Raw genomic sequence first — 20,165 nt, 5'->3', positions numbered from 1 at the left:
GGCGGGCACCCACGCCAGTCTCCGCGAACGCGACGTTCCGTGGGGTAGGCTCGGCCGCAGCCAACGCGTGAGAGCGCGCGAAGCGCCCCGCTCAATGTCCGGGTTTCTCCGCCTCGCCGGTCGCGGACGCCCCATGCCCGTTGCCGTGCCCGGCGATGCGGTCGGAGAGCGCCAAGAGCACGCTCGACACCACGAACACCACGTGCACGACCACGAGCCAGAAGATCTCGCGCTCGGACACGTTCTGGATCGACATGAACTGCTTTAGGAGCTGAATGGCCGAGATGGCGACGATCGAGGACAGCAGCTTGAGCTTGAGCCCCGAGAAATCGATGGTGCCCATCCATTCCGGCCAGTCGCGATGTTCGCTGTGGTCGATCTTCGAGACGAAGTTCTCGTAGCCCGAGAAGATGACGATGATCAGCAGCGAGCCGGTGAGCGTGAGATCCACCAGCGCCAGCACGCCGAGGATCACCTCGCTCTCGGTGGACGAGAAGGCGTGCGAGGCGAGGTGGAAGAGTTCGCCCATGAACTTGATGAGCACGATGAACAGGGAGACGGCAAGGCCGAGATAGAACGGCGCCAAGATCCAGCGGCTGGCGAAAACAGCCGTCTCGAGGCCCTTCTCGAGTTTGCCGGCAAGCGAGTCCCGCATGCGGGCTCCTCCCTCGTGATTGCTCCTGAACGAGGGGTGTATCGCATGCGCTGAGCCGGCGCGGCAAGCGAGCCCCTGCTTCAGCGCTGTTTCACGGGCTGGCTGTCGAGCGACGTGCGGTCGGATGTCGCGGCGGTGGACGAGTCCTTGCCCTCGGCCGTGACCACAACCGGCGCCGGGCAGCCGACGCGGAGGGCGCCCAGCATCATGTCGCTACGCGAGGACTTCCCGCGTTGGCGCTTCTGATCGGGGGCGCCCTCCTCGGCCTTGGCCGTCTTCGGCAACGCGTCCTCGATGCGGTACTGGCCCTCGCACACGCTGACGCGCGGCGGCCGCCCGGTGCGCTCGAACGAGATGTAGCCCGCCTGCAGCGATGACCAGAAGCCGTGCCAGGGGCTCTGCGCGCGGGCCGCGAGCGCCTGATCCGTCATGCGGAACGGAAACACATGCACGGGCACATGGCGTTGACCGCCGCGGATTGCCGCGTTGGCGAGCCCGTAGATCTCGCCGATGACGGGATTAGTCATGGCGAAGCAGCCGACCGACGAGCAGCCGCCGTGCATCAGGATGTAGGAGCCGTCGCGGTTGTGCGCGCGGTCGAACGCGTTGGGGAAGCCGAGGTTGATGGCGCGGGTCCAGCGGCCGAAATGGCGCATCTGGCGGTTGTTGATGGTGTAGAAGCCTTCCGGCGTCTGCTTGTCGCCCTCGCGCAGCTTGGGGCCGAGCGTGCCCGACCAGTGGCAGATCGGGTAGGTCGCGAACAGATGGAAGCGGTCGCCCTTCTCAAGCCAGATCTCGAGCTCGCTCTGCTCCTTGAAGATGCGCATCAGCATCGGTGCGCCGGATTTGAAACCGCCCTCCGCGAGGCGCTGCTCGAAGCGCGCGACGTCCGGCGTGTTGGCCAGCGGCAGGCGGCCCTCCACGGCGGCGCGCTGCCGCTCGATGCGGTCCGCCGCCACGTCCTTGAGCTCGATGGTGATCGCGCCCGCACCCTGCGCCGCCAGCATCGAGCCGGCGGCAAGGCCGGCGCCGGCCGCCAGCCGCGCCACAAACCGTCTCCATCCCGGCGTCACGCCAGACATGTCACCCACCACTTGAGAGGACGTGGGTCAATTGAAAGCACGGCGGCCCGCACGGCGAAACCCCGGCGTCCCTTTATCGATAATTCGGCATTGAGGGCGCATCCAGCCGGCCACAGTTCACCGGGGCGGATGTGGAAAACTCGGACAGCTCCACTCAGGAGCCCGCGGGTGCGCCGGCCGGGCACCCGGCCTCGATTGGCGCCGCGCCGTTCGAGCCTTCCGCTCCGGGCGCGAAGGCATAGCGCTTGCCGCAGACCGAGACCTTGGGCGGGATCTGGCTCGCCTCGAACAGGTCGTAGCCCGGCTTCAGGCCCGCCCAGAAGTCGGCCAGCGGCGAGCCGGCGTGGCGCGCGAGGTTGCGCTCCGTCATGCGGAACGGGAACACCTGTACCTGGAAGCGTTGCTGGCCGCCGCTGAGGGCCGCAGTGACGAGGCGCCAGATCTCGTCGATCACCGGATTGGTCATGGCATAGCAGCCGATGGAGCCGCAGCCGCCGTGCACCATGAGGAACGAGCCCGTGCGCCCGAAGGCCCGGTCGTAGGTATTGGGAAAGCCGAGGTTGAACGAGCGGTGCCACGCGCTCTTCGGATTGAGCGCCGTCGCATCGACCGTGTAGAAGCCCTCCGGCGCCTGCCGGTCGCCCGTCTTGATCTTGGGCCCGAGCTCGCCCGACCACTTGCAGATAGGGTAGGTCACGAAGCGATGGAAACGGCCGTCGCGCAGCATCCAGAGCTCGAGCTCGAACTCGCGCTTGAAGATGCGCATGAAGATCGGGTCGCCGACCTTGAGCCCGTGCGCGGCGAGCCGTCCGTCGAGATCGGCAAGGTCGGGCGTACCCGGCAGGGTCATGCCGGAGCGGGCGAGAGCGGAGCGCCAGTGCCGCTCGATGCCGATCCACGCGCGCTCCGCCTCGACCGGCCGCGCCAGCGCGAAGATCGCGGCCGAGATCGACACGGCGATCGTGGCGAGCGCAAGGAGGCCCAGCACACGCGGAAGGATCCGCCGGCGGGCCGACCGCTCGGATGGAGACTTTGATTGCGAGGTGCGCCGCCGGCTCACGTCCACGCTATGGATTGTAGCCGAGCGCGGAAGCGCCGGGCGGCATGCCGCTGAGGGTCGGAACGGACCCGAACCCGGTGGTCGCCGTGTAAACCTCTTGCGACTTGACGGTTGTCGCCAGGACCTCCGTCGCTTCGCGGGTCTTCGGCCCCGGCACGGTGACGCGCTCGGACGCGAGCTGCCACTCCGCGGGCCGCGGCGAGAACGGCTGTAGCTGCGGGCGCAGGAAGCGCGGGCAGCGGCCGTTGGGATCGACCGCCTGCGGCGCAGTCAGCACCGCGTTGACCACGTAGCGGCGCTCGCAGACGGCGACTGCCGGTGGAATGCGGTTGGCCTCGAAGAAGTCGTAGCCTTCCTTGAGCGTCTTCCAGAACGCGTACCACTTGTGCTTCTTAAAGCGGTCGAGCTTCTCCTGCGTCATGCGGAACGGGAACGCATGCACCTCGAAGCTCGTCTGACCGCTGCGAAAGGCATCGCGCGCCAGCGCATAGATCTCCTCCGCGAGCGCGTCCGTCATGGCGTAGCAGCCGGCAGACTTGCACTTGCCGTGGATCATCAGCGCCTCGCCCGTGCGTCCGTGCGCACGGTCGTAGGCGTTGGGGTAGCCGAGGTTGAACGCCAGGTAGTACTTGGAGTTCGGGTTCATCTGGTTTTCGGAGATCGTGTAGAAGCCCTCCGGCGCCTGCTTGTCGCCGTTCTTGAGCTTCGGCCCGAGCTCGCCCGACCAGTTGCAGATCGGGTAGGTCTTGAAGTGGTAGAAGCGCCCGTCGTCGCGCATCTTCCACACCTCGAGCTCCGACTCCTCCTTGAACACGCGGATGAAGATCGGCGCGCCCGTGTTCATGCCCTTCTTGCCGAGCAGCGAGACGGTCTCGGCGGTCAGCGGCTGCTCGGAGGGCGGCAGCAGCTCGGGCGCGCTCGAGCAGGCCGCGAGCAAAAAGCATGCGAGCCCGGTCGCAAGCGCGAGCTTGAGACGAGAGATGAAGCTGTCAGCGAGGATGTTTAAACGCACACGCTTTCCCCCTGGCGCATACGAACGACCATCCGACCGTACCCGTAAAGATTTCATTAACGTTACGGATTTCCTCAAAGTTTTCAGTGCACGCGCTGATTGTCAAGTTGTCGCCCGCGAATACGGCGCCGATGCGGCCGCAAGGAAACACTGCGGGGATAACCGCCCCTACAACTGGCGCCCGATGTTGAGGAAGCGGTCGTGGCGCAAGCGCCTGATTTCGACCGGAGATCTGCCGTCGAACTCGGACAGCGCCTTGGCGATGGCGTCGCCCGCGGTCTGAATCGCCAGCGCCCGGTCCCGGTGAGCGCCACCCACAGGCTCGCGGATGATGACGTCGATCACGCCGAGCGTGTCGAGATCCTGGGCCGTGATCTTCATGTTGGTGGCGGCATCGATGGCCTTCGACGAATCGCGCCAGAGGATCGAGGCGGCGGCCTCCGGCGAGGCGACCGTATAAATCGCGTGCTCGAGCATCAGGATCTTGTTGGCGGCCGCAATGGCGATGGCGCCGCCCGAGCCGCCCTCGCCGATCACGAGGGCGATGATGGGCACGCCGATCTCGAGGCACTTGTCGGTCGAGCGTGCGATGGCCTCGGCCTGCCCGCGCTCCTCGGCGCCGATGCCGGGATAGGCGCCCGCCGTGTCGACGAGCGTGATCACCGGCAGGTTGAACTTGTCGGCCATCTCCATGAGGCGCACCGCCTTGCGGTAGCCTTCGGGGCGGGCCATGCCGAAGTTGTGCCGGATGCGCCCTTCGGTGTCAGATCCCTTCTCGTGCCCGATGATGACCACAGGACGCCCGCGGAAGCGGCCGAGGCCGCCCATGACCGCTTCGTCCTCGGAGAAATAGCGGTCGCCCGCGAGCGGCGTGAAATCCTCGATCAGGGCGGCGACGTAGTCGAGGCAGTGCGGCCGGTCGGGATGGCGCGCCACCTGCGTCTTCTGCCACGGCGTGAGCTTTCCGTAGGTGTCGACGAGCGCCGCCTTGGCCTTCTGCTCGAGCTTCTTGATCTCATCCGAGATCGACACGCCCTCATCGCCTTCCAGCGCCTTGAGCTCCGAGACTTTGCTTTCGAGCTCGGCGATCGGCTTTTCGAAATCGAGGTAGGTGCGGACGGCGATCGGGCGGTCGGGCTTCGTGGGTTCCAAGGGAAGGCCTCATCCTGCCGCGACAAGGGCGGCGTTCGGTCGGGGGATCCGACAAGTCGGGGGCACGTTGCCCCTGCCACAGATTTTCTGTCAACCCCCGCGCGATTGTTCGTAAACGGCTCCCGCGCGCCTGAGCATATCCGGGGCTCTAGGGCACCTTTTTGGCCAGCGGATGGTGCTCCGTAACGAGCCGTTTCAGGCGCTCCTCAAGCACGTGGGTGTAGATTTCCGTGGTCGAGATGTCGGCATGCCCGAGCAGGCTCTGCACGCTCCTGAGGTCCGCCCCCCGGTCCAGGAGATGGCTGGCGAAGGCATGGCGCAGCACGTGCGGCGAGACGCGCTCGGGGTCGAGGCCGGTGGCGAGCGCCGTCTCTTTGAGGTCCTGCGCGAAGCGCTGTCGCGTGAGGTGCCCGCCCTCACTGCGGGAAGGGAACAGGTCGCGGGTGGCGATCATCGGCGCCACGCCGTCCTCGGGCGCCGTCCCGAGCGAGAGATAGCGCTGGAGCGCGGCGCGCGCGCCTGAGTTGAGCGGCACCAGCCGCTCGCGGCCGCCCTTGCCGCGGATCGTGAGCAGGCGCGGGTCGCCCTTGAGCACGCTGCGCGGCAGCGAGACGAGCTCCGAGACGCGCATGCCCGTGGCATAGAGCATCTCGACGAGGCAATGGTGGCGCACGGCGCGCACGAGGTCGCGCCCGCTCAGGCCCTCGGTGGCCTGCGCGGCCGTCGCGATCAGCCGGTCCACCTCGTCGACCGAAAGCGTCTTCGGCAGTGCACGCGCCTTGCCGGGCGCGGCAATGCCCTCGGCCGGGCTTTCGCGCACGGCGCCTTCCGCCTCGAGGAACTTGTAGAGCTGGCGCACGGACGAGAGCCGGCGCGCGCGCGATGCAGGCTTGAGTCCTGCCACCGAGAGCGCCTGCAGATAGCGCGACACGTCCGCCTTGCGCGCCCCGGCGATAGCGACGCCCGCGCGGCCGAGGACCGCGGTGTAGTCGGCGAGGTCGCGCCGATAGGCATCGAGCGTGTTCGCCGCCGCGCCCTTTTCCGCCGCCATCATCTCGAGGAACGCCGCGATGTGCCTCTGTTCGTCACTCATCGCGCGCCCCATAGGAAGCAGGCTGCCGCGCGCCTCGACGCTGTTTGTGAAATTCCAGACGGATTCGTCGGGATGTGTCCGCTGCAACTCTTCGGCGTCGCGAAGAAGGAGACTTGCGTGGGTCCCGGACTTCGCCGGGATGACGTCGAAAGGAGGATGACAGCATCAACACAACAAACGTCATCCCGACCCAGGTCGGGATCCACGCCAGCTTCCACACACGCCGCGCCGGCAGGATCCTCGTGCGACAGCGCAACCTCCAACAGGGCGGTGATTTTCATGGCCGCACTCATTGGCTCACCGTGCGCGGCCAGGCCGGCAGCAAGGCCTCGAGCGCGAGGCGGCGCGCATCCGGCGCGAGCCCCGCGCGGTTCAGCGCGCGCAGCGAATCCCCGAGCGCGATCATGTGCGCGCCGTCCGCGCCCTGCGGACCGATGGTGCGCATGACCAGTAGCACGGTGCGTCCGAAGTGCTTTTTCTGCGAGGCCTCCGCCAGCTCCGACAGCACGCCCGTGTCCGGCAGATGCCCGCCCGCTGGCTGCGGCGATCGGCCGGCGAGATCCCAGAGCGTCATCGGCACGTCGATGTTGAGCGCATCGAGCACGGTCACCAGCCGGTGCAGGACGGCCGGATCGAAACGGCCGTTGAGCGCAAGCCCCTCGACCGCGCCGAGGCTGCGCCCGAACCCGGACGTCACCGCCGGATCGGCAATGTCGGCAAGCGCGATCCAGTGCGCGAGGGGGTCGGACGGACGGTTCGCCGTATAGGGCGCGTCGATGAAGGCCGCCCAGCGGCGCGCCGCCTCGTAGTCGCCGCTGGCGAGGTTGACCTCGACGCCCGTCTCCGCGAACCAGCCGATCTCGGGAACAGGCTCCAAGGCCTGCGTGGGGCCTGCCATGAGCTGCAGCGCCTGCCAGTAGAGGCCCGCCCGCCGCGCTTCGTCCAGGAAGGCGCGGATCAGGCGCGTTTTCTTGAGCGGCGTCTGCTCGCGCTCCGCCGATTTGAAAAGCCCCGCGCGCTCGATGGTGCCGACATCGCCGCCCGCGCCTTCTGCCCGGTAGAGCGGCGCCAGATCCTCGGCCGGAATCGCGTTGAGCTTCACCGCCGCCTCGCCCGCCGCGAGCCGCAGGTCGGGCGCGACGCGTGGATCGTGCGCGAGCCCGGCGAGCAGCGCCGGCGATGCCGCCGTGACGAGCTTCGTCCGGTCGGGCTCGCCGCCGAGCGCGATGATGCGATAGTCGATGAGCGAGAGCTTCGTGCCGGCCGGTATCTCGGGCTTGAGCCCTCCCGCCACGGCGTCGAGCAGATCCGCGCCCGCGCCGCCGAGATCGAGCTCGCGCATCAGCCCCGCCTGGATCGCGGCGGCGGCCGTGTCGCCGCGGGCGGCCGAGCAGATGCCGTTGATCAGAATGATGTCCGCCTGGATCGGCTTCGGCAGCTCGGACCCTCGGGACAGGAGGCCGCGACCGATCTCGCAACCGCGCTCCATATTGCCGAGGCCGATTTCGCTCGCCGCCGTGAGGGCGAGCAGCAGGGGATCGCTGTCCGCGGCCGGATCGCGCGCCAGCACCGCCGCGGCCTCGTCGATCAGCCCGGACTGGTTGAGCGCCTCGACGCGCAGCGCCGTGAAACGCGCCCCGTCCGCTCCGGTGGCCGGCACCGTGTCCGAGCCGATGAGCCGCCGCCAGAGCACGTGGAGCGCCGGCGATCGCGGCGGCAGTTCGAGCGCTGTGATGGCCTGGGCGAACTGCTCGGCGGAAAGCCCGTTCCAGAGCTCGTGCGGCAGGCCCGAGCCGTCCGCCGCCATCACCGGGTCGAGCTCCTCGCGGATCACGCCGCGGCCCCGCTCCTCATAGGCAACAGGAGGCGCCAGCTCCTCGCGGTTGACGCCCTCGTCGGAGGGGTTCCACGCCTGAGCCAGCGCGGCGGATGCCGTGAGCCAAATCGTTAAGGCGGCGAGAGCCTGGCGAAGAGCGGGAGCGACACGAGGCACGTGCGGCCTGCCGGTCATGGGCTTGCTTCGGGTTTTCGAACCTTGACCCCCGGCACCACCTTGACCACCTCGTGCTGCTCGGGCTCGAACTGGTGGGCCAGAACGTACAATCCCGTTGAGACTAGCGCCACCAGCGACCCGGCTGTGACAAGGAAACGGAAAAGGCTCGGCATCGATGGAAAGAGCTCGGATGAGGCGCCCGACGGGGGAGGGACGCGAAAGCTAGGTATGTCCCGATCCAACGTGGCGCGATTATGACTGATCAATCCTTACCGTAGGAGAAAGAATAGCCCGCCTCGGACGGCAATCGGCTCGCCTCCGGGAGGGAAATTGCAGTATGAGGGACCGGGCCGAAGATGCCGATCCGCAATCCGCCTTAGGTGCCCGCGCGTAAGACAGTCCGATGGAACCCGGTCGAAGCATGGAGCAGGACAAGGACATCGTCGAGAAGGTGCGCCAGGCGCTGGGGCGGCGCTCGCTGGTGCTCGTCGGTCTGATGGGCTGCGGAAAGTCGTCGATCGGCCGGCGCCTTGCCACGCGGCTCGGCCTGCCCTTCATCGATGCCGACGAGGAGATCGAGCGCGTCGCGCAGAAGTCCATCAGCGAGATCTTCGCCGACCATGGCGAGGCCTTTTTCCGTGACCGGGAGGCGAAGGTGATCGCCCGCCTGCTCGGCGGCGGGCCGCAGGTGCTGGCCACGGGCGGCGGCGCGTTCATCACGCCCGAGACGCGCCAGAAGATCCGCGAGGCAGGCATCTCGATCTGGCTGCGCGCCGAGCTGCCGGTGCTCATGCGCCGCGTGGGAAAGCGCGACACCCGCCCGCTGCTCAAGGGCTCCGACCCCGAGCAGGTCATGCGGACGCTGATGGCGACGCGCTATCCGATCTATGCCGAGGCGGATCTGACCGTCGAGAGCCGCGACGTACCCCATGACGGCATCGTAACCGAGATCGTGGCCTCCCTCGCACGGCATCCGGCATTGGCGCAACCGACCTCGATCTGATACGTCTGCCCCTTGAAAGCCGGCCCCCGAAGAAAAAGATGAGCTGAATGCCGACCCTCGCCCATTCCCTCGCCGCGACGACCCGTGCCGCCCGCACGGTTCCCGTCCCGCTGGGCGGCCGGGCCTACGACGTGCTGATCGGCCCCGATCTCCTGGCGGAGGCGGGCCGCCTCGTCGCCGGACGCCTGGGCAAGGCGCGGTGCGGCATCGTCACCGATGAGAATGTGGCGCGCCATCACCTCGCGGCGCTGGAGGCAAGCCTCAAGGCGGAAGGCCGCTTCAAGGGCTCGATCGTGCTTCCGGCCGGCGAGCCGACCAAGAGCTTCGCCGCGCTGGGTCCGCTCTGCGAGCGCCTGCTCGAGTTGGGCCTCGAGCGCGGCGACCTCGTGGTCGCCTTCGGCGGCGGCGTGATTGGCGACCTCGCCGGCTTCGCGGCCGGCATCCTGCGCCGCGGCGTCCGCTTCGTGCAGATTCCGACCACGCTTCTCGCCCAGGTGGACAGCTCCGTCGGCGGCAAGACCGGCATCAACACGCCCCAGGGCAAGAACCTGATCGGCGTCTTCCACCAGCCCGCGCTGGTCATCGCCGACACCGACGTCCTGAAGACGCTTCCCGTGCGCGAGATGCGCGCCGGCTATGCCGAGGTGGCGAAATACGGCCTCCTCGGCGACGCGGGCTTCTTCGGCTGGCTGGAGCAGGCCTGCGACGGCATCTTCTCCTTCGACCAGGAGACGCTGGTGACGGCCATCGAGGTAAGCGTCAAGGCCAAGGCCGCCATCGTCGCGCGCGACGAGCACGAGACCGGCGACCGCGCGCTCCTGAACCTCGGCCACACCTTCGGCCACGCGCTCGAGGCCTGGACCGGCTACACCGACCGCCTGCTGCACGGCGAGGGTGTCGCCATCGGCATGTGCCTCGCCTTCCGCTTCTCCGAAAGCCTCGGCCTCTGCCCTGCAGGGACGGCCGAGCGTGTCACGCGCCACATCCAGGCTGTCGGCCTGCCGACCAAGCTCTCCGACATCCCGGGCGGCAAGGCAGACGCGGACGAGCTTGTCCGCCTGATGGGCCAGGACAAGAAGGTGCGCGACGGACGCCTGACCTTCATCCTCGTGCGCTGCATCGGCGAGGCGTTCATCTCGCGTGACATCGACGAAGCCCAGGTACGCGCCTTCCTCGCCCGCGAGATCGCTTCGGAATAAATTGCCCGGACCATTCGCCCACAGGGCGCGGAGGAGACGTCCTACCCAATTTGAGGCGTGCCTGGGCACCGGCCTCCGCCGGTGTGACGGAGAATTTTCTGGCAAATCGGTCCTCACACGAACGCCGTCATCCCGGCGGAGGCCGGGATCCAGATACGTATGAGCAAGGGCTGAGCAAGCTCGAAACGCTTCACAGTCTCCGCACGCGGCAACACGCGCTTCGAAATGGGCGCACGAGCCCCTAATATGGCCGGCGCTGGCCAACCCCTGGTAGACCCATGTCTCTCGAAATCGGACTCCTGATCGCGGCGATCGTCCTGCTGATCGCCATGAGCGCCTTCTTCAACATGAGCGAGACCGGCCTCACGGCCGCCTCGCGGGCGCGCATCCATGCACTGGACCAGGATGGCAACGCCAAGGCGAAGCTCGTCAACCGCCTGCTGGCCTCCCCCGAGAAGCTGATCGGCGCCGTGCTCATCGGCAACACGCTGGTCGACGTGCTCGCCGCGGGCCTCGCCTCCGCCCTCGCCATCCGCCTCGTGGGCGAGGTCGGCGTCATCTACGCCACCGGCATTGTCACCATCCTGATCGTGATCTTCGCCGCCGTGCTGCCGAAGACCTACGCGCTCGCCTATTCCGAGCGTGTCGCCCTGTTCGTTGCGCCCATCATGCGCGTGCTGGTCGTGATCCTCGAGCCCGCGACGCGCGCCATCGAGCTGATCGTGCGCTGGATCCTCTCCTTCACGCCGTCGACCAAGGACGACGAGGCCAACATCCTGGCCGCGCGCGCGGAGATCCGCGGCGCCATCGATCTGCAGACCAAGGAAGGCGCGGTGGCCCGCCACGATGCGCACATGCTGGGCGGCGTGCTCGATCTCGGCGAGCTGCAGGTGTCCGACATCATGATCCATCGCACCAAGATGGAGACCTTCGACGTCGCCGACAGCCCGCAGGAGATCATCGACGAGGTGCTGCGCTCCCAGTACACGCGCGTCCCCATCTGGAAGGACGAGCCGGAGAACATCGTCGGTCTCTTGAACACCAAGGATCTCTTGGGTGCGCTCGCCGCGTCCAACTGGGACGTGAGCAAGCTCGACATCATGAGCATCGCGGCGACGCCCTGGTTCGTGCCCGATACCACGACGCTCAAGGATCAGCTCGCCCAGTTCCTGAAGCGCAAGGCGCAGATGGCCATGGTCGTCGACGAGTACGGCGAGGTGCAGGGGCTGATCACGCTCGAGGACATCCTGGAGGAGATCGTCGGCCAGATCGCCGACGAGCACGACACGTCCGAGCTGCACATCCGTCCGCAGGCGGACGGCACCGTCAACGTCGACGGCACTGTGCCAATCCGCGACTTGAACCGTCACATGGAATGGAACCTCCCGGAGGACGAGGCGACGACCATCGCCGGTCTCGTCGTGCACGAGGCGCAGATGATCCCCGAGCCCGGTCAGGTATTCACTTTCTACGGCTACCGCATGGAGATTCTGCGCCGCAGCCGCAACAAGATCGCGGCGGTGCGCATCAAGCGCCTCGAAGGCTACGACGAGACCCGCACGCGCCCGCAATCATCGACCCGCCTCGTCCGCACGGGCGACACGCGCTGATTCCTCGCTTGTCCCTGCTGGGCCTGTACAAAGATTTTGCGAACCACCTGCGCCATGCCGGAGAAGATTCATTCCGAGTTGCGCCGGCGCGCGAGGATCCTGCCGGCGTTGTGTTTGCGTGAGCTGACGTGGATCCCGACCTGCGTCGGGATGACGTTTGTTGTGCGGACGCCGTCAGCCTACATCTGACGTCATCCCGGCGAAGGTCGGGACCCACGCAAGTATTTCGCAACAGGAATAAGGTCGCGCCGGAAATCGGCGAGGGGGCGCCGCTCGGCACCCACCATCGAGGAATATTGCAGCACTACGCCACCGGCTCGCCCGGCGCATAGGTCGAGAGCGCGAGCGCGTGAATGCCGCCGTTGAGTTCCTCGGCGATCACGTCGTTGACCATGCGGTGGCGCCCCACGCGCGAGACGCCCGTGAACATCGGCGAGACGATGAGGATGCGGAAATGGCTCTCGCCCGTTCCCGGCGACGAGCGGTGCCCCGCGTGCAGCTCGCTTTCGTTGACAATGTCCAGCCGTATGGGCTCGAGCGCAATCATGAGCTTTTCGCGCAACCGTTGCTCGGCTGACATATCGCATTCTCCGTCCATACAACGAAAGTGCCCCTGCGGTGTTCTCGACGTACGCACTCGGGCGTCTTGTCTGGCCGCGACCGGCGGACCATAATCTAGGTCATGAAGCTCAATTCCAAATACTTCGATTCGATCCGGGTTGCGCCGAAGCGAGAGGCGGACAAGGGGGCCGAGGAGAAGCATCCGCGCTGCCAGTGGAAGGGGTGTGACCGCCCCGCGCCCCACCGCGCGCCCAAAGGTCGCGGCCGCGACGGCGAGTATTTCGCCTTCTGCGTGGATCACGTCCGCGAGTACAACGCCGCCTACAACTATTTCGACGGCATGAGCGATGCCGAGGTCAGCGACTTCCAGAAGGATGCCATGACCGGCCACCGCCCGACCTGGAAGGTCGGCGTCAATTCCTGGGCGCACGGCACCAGCGCCCGCCAGTCGGGTGCGGGCGGCGCGGGCACGGGCGGCTTCCGCGCCCACGACCCGCACGGGCTGTTCGCCGAGCGGGCCCGCCAGGCGCGCGAGGAGCCCATCGTGAGCCGGCGCGTCCTGAAGCCCATCGAGAAGAAGTCGCTCGAGGCGCTGCACCTGCCCGAAACCGCCTCGAAGCCCGAAATCAAGGCGCGTTTCAAGGAGTTGGTGAAGCGTCACCACCCGGATTCGAACGGCGGCGATACGCGCTCCGCGGATACGTTGCGCGAAATTATCCAAGCCTATAACTATCTGAAGAAAGCGGGCCTCGTCTGAGCCACGGTGCAGCCCGCTTTTTCGCGGGCAGCGCTGGGGAGGGCGAAGCCTTGTCATAATCCCTTGCGGGTGGTGTCCTTGCGACGGACACGGAACCGTGAGCCCACCGGGGGCGCTCTTCGGATGCGCTTCCTTGCCCGAAACAGGTCTCAATGCGCGCGCAATCCTCTACGGCTACGTCTCCGGCCCCGACTCCCGGGCTCCCGGACATGAAACTCTCCGTCCGCCAGGTCTTCGGGATCGACTCCGACCTCGAGGTGCCGGCGTACTCCAAGGCGGACGAGCATGTCCCGGATCTCGATCCGGACTACCTCTTCAACCGAGAGGTGACGCTCGCCATCCTCGCCGGCTTCAAGTTCAACCGGCGCGTGATGATCCAGGGCTATCACGGCACCGGCAAGTCGACCCATATCGAGCAGGTGGCCGCGCGCCTCAACTGGCCGTGCATCCGCGTCAACCTCGACAGCCACGTCTCGCGCATCGATCTCGTCGGCAAGGATGCGATCGTGCTCAAGGACGGCAAGCAGGTGACGGAGTTTCGCGAGGGCATCCTGCCCTACGCGCTGCAGACCAACACGGCGCTGGTGTTCGACGAGTACGACGCCGGCCGCCCCGACGTGATGTTCGTCATCCAGCGCGTGCTCGAGGTCTCGGGCAAGCTGACGCTGCTCGACCAGTCGAAGGTGATCCGCCCGCATCCGGCGTTCCGCCTGTTCGCGACCACGAACACCATCGGGCTTGGCGACACGAGCGGCCTCTACCACGGCACGCAGCAGATCAACCAAGGCCAGATGGACCGCTGGTCCATCGTCGCGACCCTCAACTACCTGCCGCACGACGACGAGGCGAAGATCGTTCTGTCCAAGGTCAAGAGCTGGAACAAGTCCGAGGCCAAGCGCAAGGTCGTCTCCGCCATGGTGCGCGTCGCCGACCTCACGCGTCAGTCGTTCATCAACGGTGACCTGTCGACGGTGATGAGCCCGCGCACGGTGATGACGTGGGCCGAGAACGCAGAGATCTTCGGCGACGTCGGCTTCGCCTTCCGCCTGACGTTCCTCAACAAGTGCGACGAGCTCGAGCGTCCGCTGGTGGCCGAGTTCTACCAGCGCTCGTTCGGCGAGGAGCTGCCCGAGAGCGCCGCCAACGTCGCCCTGGGCTGAGTGCAACGTGTCTGACATGGGGCCTGCGAGCCTGCCGGTCATGGACGACGACCGCGAGCGCCGGGAAGCTTTGGCCGCCGCCGGATACACGGGGGCCCGCGGCGCTGCGCTGTTCTGCGCCCTGCTGGCCGCGGTCGGCGCGCTGCTCGGCTCCGTGGTGCTCGCCATCCTCTGGAACGTGGCGGCGCCCGGCAGCCCGGAATCGGTGAGCACCGGCATCGGTGCCGCGGCCGGCGGGCTGCTCGGCGTTCTGCTCGGCCTCCTCAAGATCCGCCAGGGCAACCTCGATGCCCGCGAGCAGGTGGAGGACCGCGAGTGGCGGCGCCTCGTCCGGCGCCAGCATATGGATCGCGCGCGATGACGCAGAGCCCGAAACGCCGCGAGACGCCCTCCGAGCCGCTGAAGCGCGTGCTGGGGCTGACCGTGCGCGCCGGCGCCGGCGATCCCGAGATCGATGTCAGCTACGGCCCGACCAAGCCCGCGCTCGAAGGCAAGCACGTGCGCCTTGCCGAGCCGTCGCGCATGCCGACCCGCGCCGAGATCGCCGTCCTGCGCGGTTGGGCGGACAGCTTGGCCCTCACCGCCGCCTGCCACGACGACGCCGTGCACCGCCGCCTCGCACCGGCCGCGGGGCCTGCGCGCGAGGTGTTCGAGGCCATGGAGCGCGCCCGCGTCGAGGCGCTCGGCGCCAACCGCATGAGCGGCATGGCCGACAATCTCGCCGCCAAGTGCGAGGACGAGTTCGCCCATGGCCGCTTCGAGCGCATCACGGACCGCAATGACGCGCCGATCGGCAGCGCGCTGGCGCTGCTCGTGCGCGAGCGCCTGACGGGGCGCGCGCCGCCCGAGTCAGCGCGCGCCGTGGTCGACCTCTGGCGTCCGCACATCGAGGAGCGGGCGGAGGGCGTGTTCCGCCGCATGAGAGGCCTCGCCGAGGACCAGGAGGGGTTCGGGCGCCTCGTCCGCGACCTCCTGAAGACGCTCGAGATGGCGGACGACCTCGCCGAAGGCGAGGCGGACGAGACCGAGGAGACGGCCGAGGAGCAGCCGGATGCCGGCGAGGCGGAAGCCGAGAGCGAGGACCAGGGCGGCGAGGGCGGCGAGGAGCAGCGCGAGGAGGAACGGAGCGAGGGCGAGGCCGGCGAGGCCGAGGAGGCGACCGAGACGCCCGACCGCGACGAGTTCGACACCGAGGCGGAGGAGCCGGACGGTCTCGAGACGGCGGAGCCCTGGCGGCCCAACGTGTCGGTCCTCGATAACCCGGAGCCGTTCGGCTACAAGGTCTACACGCGCTCCCACGACGAGGAGGTGGCGGCCGAGGACATCTCCAACCCCGAGGAGTTGGAGCGCCTGCGCACGTTCCTCGACAAGGAGCTGAAGTCGCTGGCGAGCGTCGTCGCGCGCCTCGCCAACCGCCTGCAGCGCCGCCTCCTGGCCCAGCAGAGCCGCGCCTGGGACTTCGATCTCGAGGAAGGCGCGCTCGATGCCGCACGACTGACGCGCATCGTCACCGATCCCATGCACCCGCTCTCCTTCAAGCGCGAGCGCGACACCGAGTTTCGCGACACCGTGGTCACATTGCTGCTCGACAATTCGGGCTCCATGCGTGGCCGGCCGATCATGGTGGCGGCCTGCTGCGCCGATATTCTTGCGCGGACGTTGGAGCGATGCGGCGTAAAGGTGGAGATCCTGGGTTTCACGACCCGCGCCTGGAAGGGCGGCCAGTCGCGCGAGGACTGGCTTGCCGCCGGCAAGCCGGCGAGCCCCGGCCGCCTCAACGACCTGCGCCACATCATCTACAAGACGGCGGACGCGCCCTGGCGCCGCGCCAAGCGCTCGCTGGCGCTCATGATGCGCGAGGGCCTCTTGAAGGAGAACATCGACGGCGAGGCCTTGGCCTGGGCGCATGCGCGGCTGATGGCGCGTCCGGAGCAGCGGCGCATCCTGATGATGATCTCCGACGGCGCCCCGGTCGACGACTCGACGCTGTCGGTGAACTCCGGCAGCTACCTGGAGCAGCATCTGCGCAAGGTGATCGAGGAGATCGAGACCCGCTCGCCGGTGGAGCTGATCGCCATCGGCATCGGCCACGACGTGACGCGCTACTACGCGCGCGCGGTGACGATCTCAGACCCGAGCGAGCTTGCCGGCGCCATGACGGACAAGCTCGTCGAGCTGTTCGAGGAGACGCCAAAGGCGATGCCGGCCCGCCCGGGCGCCCGCGGCCGCCCGCACCGCGTACACTAGCACGTACCTTGACGCTGCCCTCTGTCTCCATCCGGACCCGAAGCCGATGAATGACCTGCAAGCGTCTCGTTTCCGGCAGGTGTCCCTGGCCCGCCTTCGGGCATGGGGCGCCGGAGCTTTCGTAGCAACCGCATCAACCAACCTCCGACGTCATCCCGGCGAAGGCGGGAATGACGGAACGCCGCAACGCGTCCGCGTGCTGTCGGCTCCCACTTGGCAGGCTTGCGTGGATCCCGGCCTTCGCCGGGATGACGTTGGTTATGCGGCAGCCGATCGCCCCAAACGTGACGTCATGCCGGCGCAGGCCGGCACCCACGCCAGTTTCAATGGCTGCGACATTGGAGGGACGCAAACCCGGCACCGCAAGCGCAATACGAGCGTTCACGCGGTCGCGTCCGCCGCCCTCGCCTTTGCAGCCACACTCCTCGGCCCGCACGCCGCCACCGCGCAGTTGAAGCCCGAAATGGCAGGCGTCGCGGCGCAGGAGATCGAGGTCCACGCCCGTCCCATCGCGAGCTTCGCGCGGAGTGGCGGTGCCCCCCTCCTGCACCGCAGGCTCGCCTGGCGTGGCGGCCTGGTGCTGACGTCCACCTCCCCGCACTTCGGCGGCTGGTCCGGCCTGACGCTCAGCAGGGACGGGAAGCACTTCGTCGCCGTCTCCGACGCCGGCGTCTGGATGACCGGCGCGCTCGCCTACGACGACGACAGCCGCCCGCAAGGGCTGAGCGGCGTCCGCATCGGCGGACTCCGCACGCTGAAGGGTGGCCCGCTCACGCGCATGCGCGACCGCGACGCCGAGGCGATCACGCTTGCCGGCGGCACGCTCGCGAAGGGCACCGTCTACATCGCCTTCGAGCAGGCGGACCGCATCGGCGTCTTTCCGCTGGACAGGAACGGGATCGGCCGGCCGACATCCTACCTGAAGATGCCGGAAGAGGCGGCACGCATGCGCCTCGACGGCATCGAGGCGCTCGCCGTGCTCGCCGGTGGCCCGCGCAGGGGCGCCCTCGTCGCCTTCGCCGAGAACCCGCTGCGCGGGGAGAAGGTGCATCGCGGCTGGATCTGGCTCTCAGGCGTGCCGCGGGGCTTCACCATTCCCGATCTCGGCGGCTACAGCATCACCGACGCGGCGAGCCTTCCCGACGGCAGCGTGCTCCTGGTCGAGCGTCGCTTCCGCTGGACCGAGGGCCTAAAGATCCGGCTTCGCCTTCTCGACGCCGTCGGCATCAAGCCCGGCGGAGCGGCCACCGGCGAGATCCTGCTGGAGGCGACCAACGCCAACGCGGACATCGACAACCTCGAAGCCTTGGCGATCTCCGAGGACGAGCACGGCGAAACGGTGATCACGCTGATGTCCGACGACAACTTCAACCGCTTCCTGCAGCGCACGATGCTGTTGCAGTTCACGCTGAGCGACGAGCCCGCGACCGAGGCGGCCGCCACCGACCTGCCGAAAGCGCGGAGCGCCCCCTCGAAGCCGTGATCGTTGGGGCGTGCAAGCACCCGTTGAGTTCAACAACGAGTGTATCTGGACTCCGGCCTTCGCCGGAGTGACGCCTTCTTTGCGGAGGACTTCAGCCCAATCTCGACGTCATCTCGACGCAGGTCGCGATCCAGATACGTCAGAGTTTAGGCGGCCCGGCTTTTCACGTGAGTCATACGGAGGGCGACTCGCCAAGCGCAGATCCGCTTACATCGAGGTGCCGATGACGAGCGTCCAGAACGACTTGAACTCGGTCTTCGGATCCTGCACCAGGGCAAGCCCCATCTCGCGCGCATCCGAGAGCAGCAGGTTCTTGTTGTGCCCGGGGCTTTCCTTCCAGCCGCGCAGCACTTCGTTGAACGAGATCTGCCCCGTGCCGACGTTCTCGGCCGCGAGCCGCGGCTTGTAGCCCGTGCGCTTGACGCGGTCCCACGGGTTCGATCCGTCGGAGCCGTAGTGCGAGATCCGGTCCCACTTCGCAAGGTCGCGGCTGTGCCCCTTGGCGGCGTCCGTCAGCGCGGCGTTGAGCCGTAGCGGCTTCAGCCCGTGCTCGGAACGGTATTGGTTGATGAGGTCGCGCGCCCGCTCGGGGTTGAGCGCGGTCGCGGAGTAGTCGCGGTCGGCGAGCGCGCCGGGAGGCGCCTTCTCGTACGAGCCCCTGGGCGCCTTGTCGGGGGTGTAGGCGGCCACCTGGGCGCCGCCCACGGAGGAGCGCGAGCTGCGGTCGATGGAACTGGTGGTGGTGAGGCCCGAGTTGCCGCTAGGGCTGAGCGAAGCCGTGCTTCCGAGATCGTTGAAGCCGGAGGAGATGGCACCCGTGTTGAGGCTGCATGCTCCGAGGCCGAGCGCGGCTGCCAGAACGACCGGAAGGGCGACGCGATACATTCCCTAAACTCCCGCAGGTGGACGCGCGGTACAGACAGTCAACATCGCAATAAGGAGTTAACTCGTCGTTAACACTAAGGCCGGGCTGCCCCGGCGGTCCGTGAGGGAATTGAACGGCGTAGTCGGACTCCCCAATTCTGCATCCCCCGAAGCCCGTTCATCATTTTGCGAACGAAGGTGTCGCCAATTGGGCAGACACGGGGCGAAATGCCGGATCCGGAACCAAGCACATGCAACTCGACAAAAAATGAGTCCGGCGTGCCCGTGAATCCCTTGGATCACAAGACATTCTGACTCATTCTCCCTGAATCGGGCCGCTGATTCGCGCGTACGGCTTCTCGTCATCTTCAGCCCAGAGAAGGAGACGTGCGGAATGTCGGCGCTAAGCAGGGGGGCTCCCCTTGCCGGGCCGCGGCGCGGAGGCGCTTCGGCGACCGGCCATCTGATACTGGTCAGGCTGGCGGCGGCCGGCGGCGCTACGCGCGCCGAGGTGGCGGCCGATCTCGCACCGTTCTTCACGCACAAGCTCTCGCCGGCCGACTGGCGCCGCCTCGCCGAGAAGGAGGTGGGCCAGCTCATCGCCCACGGTCTCGCGGTCGAGACGAAAAGCCGCCTCACGCCGACCGAAACCGGCGCCCTCACCGCCGCCCGCTATCTCGGCCAGAAGTCGTGGGAGCCAAAGCCATGGCCGGAGCTGCGCGACGTCGCGCTGATCGCCAAGGGCCTCGGCCTCGAGAAGGAGACCGCCGCGCGCTTGAAGCCGCTGGCCCGTGTCGAGGGCCTGCGCACGCTCATCGTGCAGAAGGCGTTCGGACTCTCGGTCAAGAAGAACGCCCCTCCGACGAAGCTGCGCGCCCAGCTTGCCGTCGTCGCGCTCGAGCGCGCCTTCGGCAATCGCATCAAGGCGGGCTTCGGCAAGGGCTCGGCGCTGTCGGCGAAGGCCGGCCGCCTGCTCGCCGGACAGCTCTCGCAGAACCCGCGCGTTTTCCCGACCGACGCCAAGCTCATCGCCGAGCTCGCGGTCGAGCATGCGGGCGCGAAGGACGCGACGCTTGAAGGGCTCCGCGCCGGCATTCTGCGCAGCCTCGGCGCGCGTGCCCTCGAAGCCGGTGCTGCCGACGCCGCTCCCGAGGCCGAGCGCCCCGCCATGCCGGTGCGCGTCACGGCGCCCGCCGCGCTGCGCCCCGCCGCCAACGATCCGGTGCCGCCGGCG

The 20,165-nt window shown here is 67.9% G+C and carries 18 protein-coding genes and 1 pseudogene; 9 read left to right on the top strand and 10 right to left on the bottom strand.

The genetic code is table 11. From position 1 onward, the window contains the following. Positions 1 to 91 precede the first annotated feature (91 nt). From IT540_RS04705 to IT540_RS04675, 7 genes are all read right to left on the bottom strand, one after another. Entirely contained in the window at positions 92 to 655 is a 564-nt protein-coding gene (locus IT540_RS04705; RefSeq protein WP_291173985.1) for a TIGR00645 family protein, read from the bottom strand. A gap of 80 nt (positions 656 to 735) precedes the next feature. Further along, the gene (locus tag IT540_RS04700) at positions 736 to 1,737 is read right to left on the bottom strand and encodes a murein L,D-transpeptidase family protein (RefSeq protein ID WP_291173983.1); all 1,002 of its coding nucleotides are present in this window, start codon (positions 1,735 to 1,737) and stop codon (positions 736 to 738) included. A gap of 154 nt (positions 1,738 to 1,891) precedes the next feature. Beyond that, entirely contained in the window at positions 1,892 to 2,725 is an 834-nt protein-coding gene (locus tag IT540_RS04695; RefSeq protein WP_291173981.1) for a murein L,D-transpeptidase family protein, read from the bottom strand. A gap of 79 nt (positions 2,726 to 2,804) precedes the next feature. Next, on the bottom strand, positions 2,805 to 3,809 hold the full coding sequence (locus IT540_RS04690; RefSeq protein WP_291173979.1) for a murein L,D-transpeptidase family protein: 1,005 nt from the start codon (positions 3,807 to 3,809) through the stop codon (positions 2,805 to 2,807). Positions 3,810 to 3,977: 168 nt separating this feature from the next. Beyond that, a complete protein-coding gene (locus tag IT540_RS04685; RefSeq protein WP_291173977.1) occupies positions 3,978 to 4,961 on the bottom strand; it encodes an acetyl-CoA carboxylase carboxyltransferase subunit alpha in 984 nt (327 codons plus the stop codon). Between the two features lie 148 nt (positions 4,962 to 5,109). Beyond that, positions 5,110 to 6,054: a site-specific tyrosine recombinase XerD gene (locus IT540_RS04680; RefSeq protein WP_291173975.1), complete on the bottom strand. Its 945-nt coding sequence runs from the start codon at positions 6,052 to 6,054 to the stop codon at positions 5,110 to 5,112. 289 nt (positions 6,055 to 6,343) lie between these two features. Continuing rightward, complete coding sequence (locus IT540_RS04675) at positions 6,344 to 8,065, bottom strand: hypothetical protein (protein WP_291173973.1); 1,722 nt, start codon at positions 8,063 to 8,065, stop codon at positions 6,344 to 6,346. A 385-nt stretch (positions 8,066 to 8,450) separates the two neighbouring features. Here IT540_RS04675 and IT540_RS04670 point away from each other — a divergent pair, with 385 nt between their 5' ends. The 3 genes from IT540_RS04670 (at position 8,451) to IT540_RS04660 (ending at position 11,859) form a co-directional block, all read left to right on the top strand. Beyond that, positions 8,451 to 9,050, top strand: a complete 600-nt coding sequence (locus IT540_RS04670; protein WP_291173971.1) for a shikimate kinase — start codon at positions 8,451 to 8,453, stop codon at positions 9,048 to 9,050. Positions 9,051 to 9,097: 47 nt separating this feature from the next. Continuing rightward, entirely contained in the window at positions 9,098 to 10,249 is a 1,152-nt protein-coding gene (aroB, locus tag IT540_RS04665; protein ID WP_291173969.1) for a 3-dehydroquinate synthase, read from the top strand. A gap of 278 nt (positions 10,250 to 10,527) precedes the next feature. Further along, on the top strand, positions 10,528 to 11,859 hold the full coding sequence (locus tag IT540_RS04660; protein WP_291173967.1) for an HlyC/CorC family transporter: 1,332 nt from the start codon (positions 10,528 to 10,530) through the stop codon (positions 11,857 to 11,859). 304 nt (positions 11,860 to 12,163) lie between these two features. On the opposite strand, the gene IT540_RS04655 is transcribed toward IT540_RS04660, so the two are convergent. Beyond that, positions 12,164 to 12,439, bottom strand: coding sequence for a BolA family protein (locus tag IT540_RS04655; RefSeq protein ID WP_291173965.1), 276 nt, complete (start codon positions 12,437 to 12,439; stop codon positions 12,164 to 12,166). Positions 12,440 to 12,541: 102 nt separating this feature from the next. Here IT540_RS04655 and IT540_RS04650 point away from each other — a divergent pair, with 102 nt between their 5' ends. From IT540_RS04650 to cobT, 4 genes are all read left to right on the top strand, one after another. Then, positions 12,542 to 13,177 (top strand): DnaJ domain-containing protein, encoded by a 636-nt coding sequence (locus IT540_RS04650; protein WP_291173963.1) that lies wholly within the window; start codon positions 12,542 to 12,544, stop codon positions 13,175 to 13,177. 152 nt (positions 13,178 to 13,329) lie between these two features. Further along, positions 13,330 to 14,337, top strand: coding sequence for a cobaltochelatase subunit CobS (gene cobS / locus IT540_RS04645; RefSeq protein WP_291173961.1), 1,008 nt, complete (start codon positions 13,330 to 13,332; stop codon positions 14,335 to 14,337). Positions 14,338 to 14,353: 16 nt separating this feature from the next. Continuing rightward, a complete protein-coding gene (locus tag IT540_RS04640; RefSeq protein ID WP_291173959.1) occupies positions 14,354 to 14,698 on the top strand; it encodes a hypothetical protein in 345 nt (114 codons plus the stop codon). Continuing rightward, positions 14,695 to 16,584: a cobaltochelatase subunit CobT gene (cobT, locus tag IT540_RS04635; RefSeq protein ID WP_291173957.1), complete on the top strand. Its 1,890-nt coding sequence runs from the start codon at positions 14,695 to 14,697 to the stop codon at positions 16,582 to 16,584. Before IT540_RS04640 ends, cobT begins: the two co-directional genes overlap by 4 nt. A gap of 133 nt (positions 16,585 to 16,717) precedes the next feature. Here the strand turns inward: cobT and IT540_RS04630 are convergent, their stop codons facing one another. After that, the gene (locus IT540_RS04630; RefSeq protein WP_291173955.1) at positions 16,718 to 17,083 is read right to left on the bottom strand and encodes a hypothetical protein; all 366 of its coding nucleotides are present in this window, start codon (positions 17,081 to 17,083) and stop codon (positions 16,718 to 16,720) included. Between IT540_RS04630 and IT540_RS04625 the strand changes: the two genes are divergently transcribed. After that, the gene (locus tag IT540_RS04625) at positions 17,048 to 18,067 is read left to right on the top strand and encodes an esterase-like activity of phytase family protein (RefSeq protein WP_291173953.1); all 1,020 of its coding nucleotides are present in this window, start codon (positions 17,048 to 17,050) and stop codon (positions 18,065 to 18,067) included. The two genes, IT540_RS04630 and IT540_RS04625, sit on opposite strands and share 36 nt — an antisense overlap. A gap of 207 nt (positions 18,068 to 18,274) precedes the next feature. Here IT540_RS04625 and IT540_RS04620 read toward each other — a convergent pair whose 3' ends face one another. Next, positions 18,275 to 18,952 (bottom strand): CAP domain-containing protein, encoded by a 678-nt coding sequence (locus IT540_RS04620; RefSeq protein ID WP_291173951.1) that lies wholly within the window; start codon positions 18,950 to 18,952, stop codon positions 18,275 to 18,277. 373 nt (positions 18,953 to 19,325) lie between these two features. On the opposite strand from IT540_RS04620, the pseudogene IT540_RS04615 reads away from it, so the two are divergent. Continuing rightward, positions 19,326 to 20,165: pseudogene (locus tag IT540_RS04615) on the top strand (hypothetical protein); the annotation flags it as partial.

It is taken from the genome of Hyphomicrobium sp., from assembly GCF_020852195.1.
Taxonomy (GTDB): domain Bacteria; phylum Pseudomonadota; class Alphaproteobacteria; order Rhizobiales; family Hyphomicrobiaceae; genus Hyphomicrobium_C.
The sequence above is the reverse complement of the archived record's forward strand: the minus strand, read 5'-3'. Positions and strand labels throughout refer to the sequence as shown.

Coding starts and splice junctions, on each gene's coding strand:
- IT540_RS04705 (WP_291173985.1), bottom strand. CDS start 655: ATGCGGGACTCGCTTGCCGGCAAACTCGAGAAGGGCCTCGAGACGGCT.
- IT540_RS04700 (WP_291173983.1), bottom strand. CDS start 1,737: ATGTCTGGCGTGACGCCGGGATGGAGACGGTTTGTGGCGCGGCTGGCG.
- IT540_RS04680 (WP_291173975.1), bottom strand. CDS start 6,054: ATGAGTGACGAACAGAGGCACATCGCGGCGTTCCTCGAGATGATGGCG.
- IT540_RS04675 (WP_291173973.1), bottom strand. CDS start 8,065: ATGACCGGCAGGCCGCACGTGCCTCGTGTCGCTCCCGCTCTTCGCCAG.
- IT540_RS04670 (WP_291173971.1), top strand. CDS start 8,451: ATGGAACCCGGTCGAAGCATGGAGCAGGACAAGGACATCGTCGAGAAG.
- aroB (WP_291173969.1), top strand. CDS start 9,098: ATGCCGACCCTCGCCCATTCCCTCGCCGCGACGACCCGTGCCGCCCGC.
- IT540_RS04660 (WP_291173967.1), top strand. CDS start 10,528: ATGTCTCTCGAAATCGGACTCCTGATCGCGGCGATCGTCCTGCTGATC.
- IT540_RS04655 (WP_291173965.1), bottom strand. CDS start 12,439: ATGTCAGCCGAGCAACGGTTGCGCGAAAAGCTCATGATTGCGCTCGAG.
- IT540_RS04650 (WP_291173963.1), top strand. CDS start 12,542: ATGAAGCTCAATTCCAAATACTTCGATTCGATCCGGGTTGCGCCGAAG.
- cobS (WP_291173961.1), top strand. CDS start 13,330: ATGCGCGCGCAATCCTCTACGGCTACGTCTCCGGCCCCGACTCCCGGG.
- IT540_RS04640 (WP_291173959.1), top strand. CDS start 14,354: ATGGGGCCTGCGAGCCTGCCGGTCATGGACGACGACCGCGAGCGCCGG.
- cobT (WP_291173957.1), top strand. CDS start 14,695: ATGACGCAGAGCCCGAAACGCCGCGAGACGCCCTCCGAGCCGCTGAAG.
- IT540_RS04625 (WP_291173953.1), top strand. CDS start 17,048: ATGGCAGGCGTCGCGGCGCAGGAGATCGAGGTCCACGCCCGTCCCATC.
- IT540_RS04620 (WP_291173951.1), bottom strand. CDS start 18,952: ATGTATCGCGTCGCCCTTCCGGTCGTTCTGGCAGCCGCGCTCGGCCTC.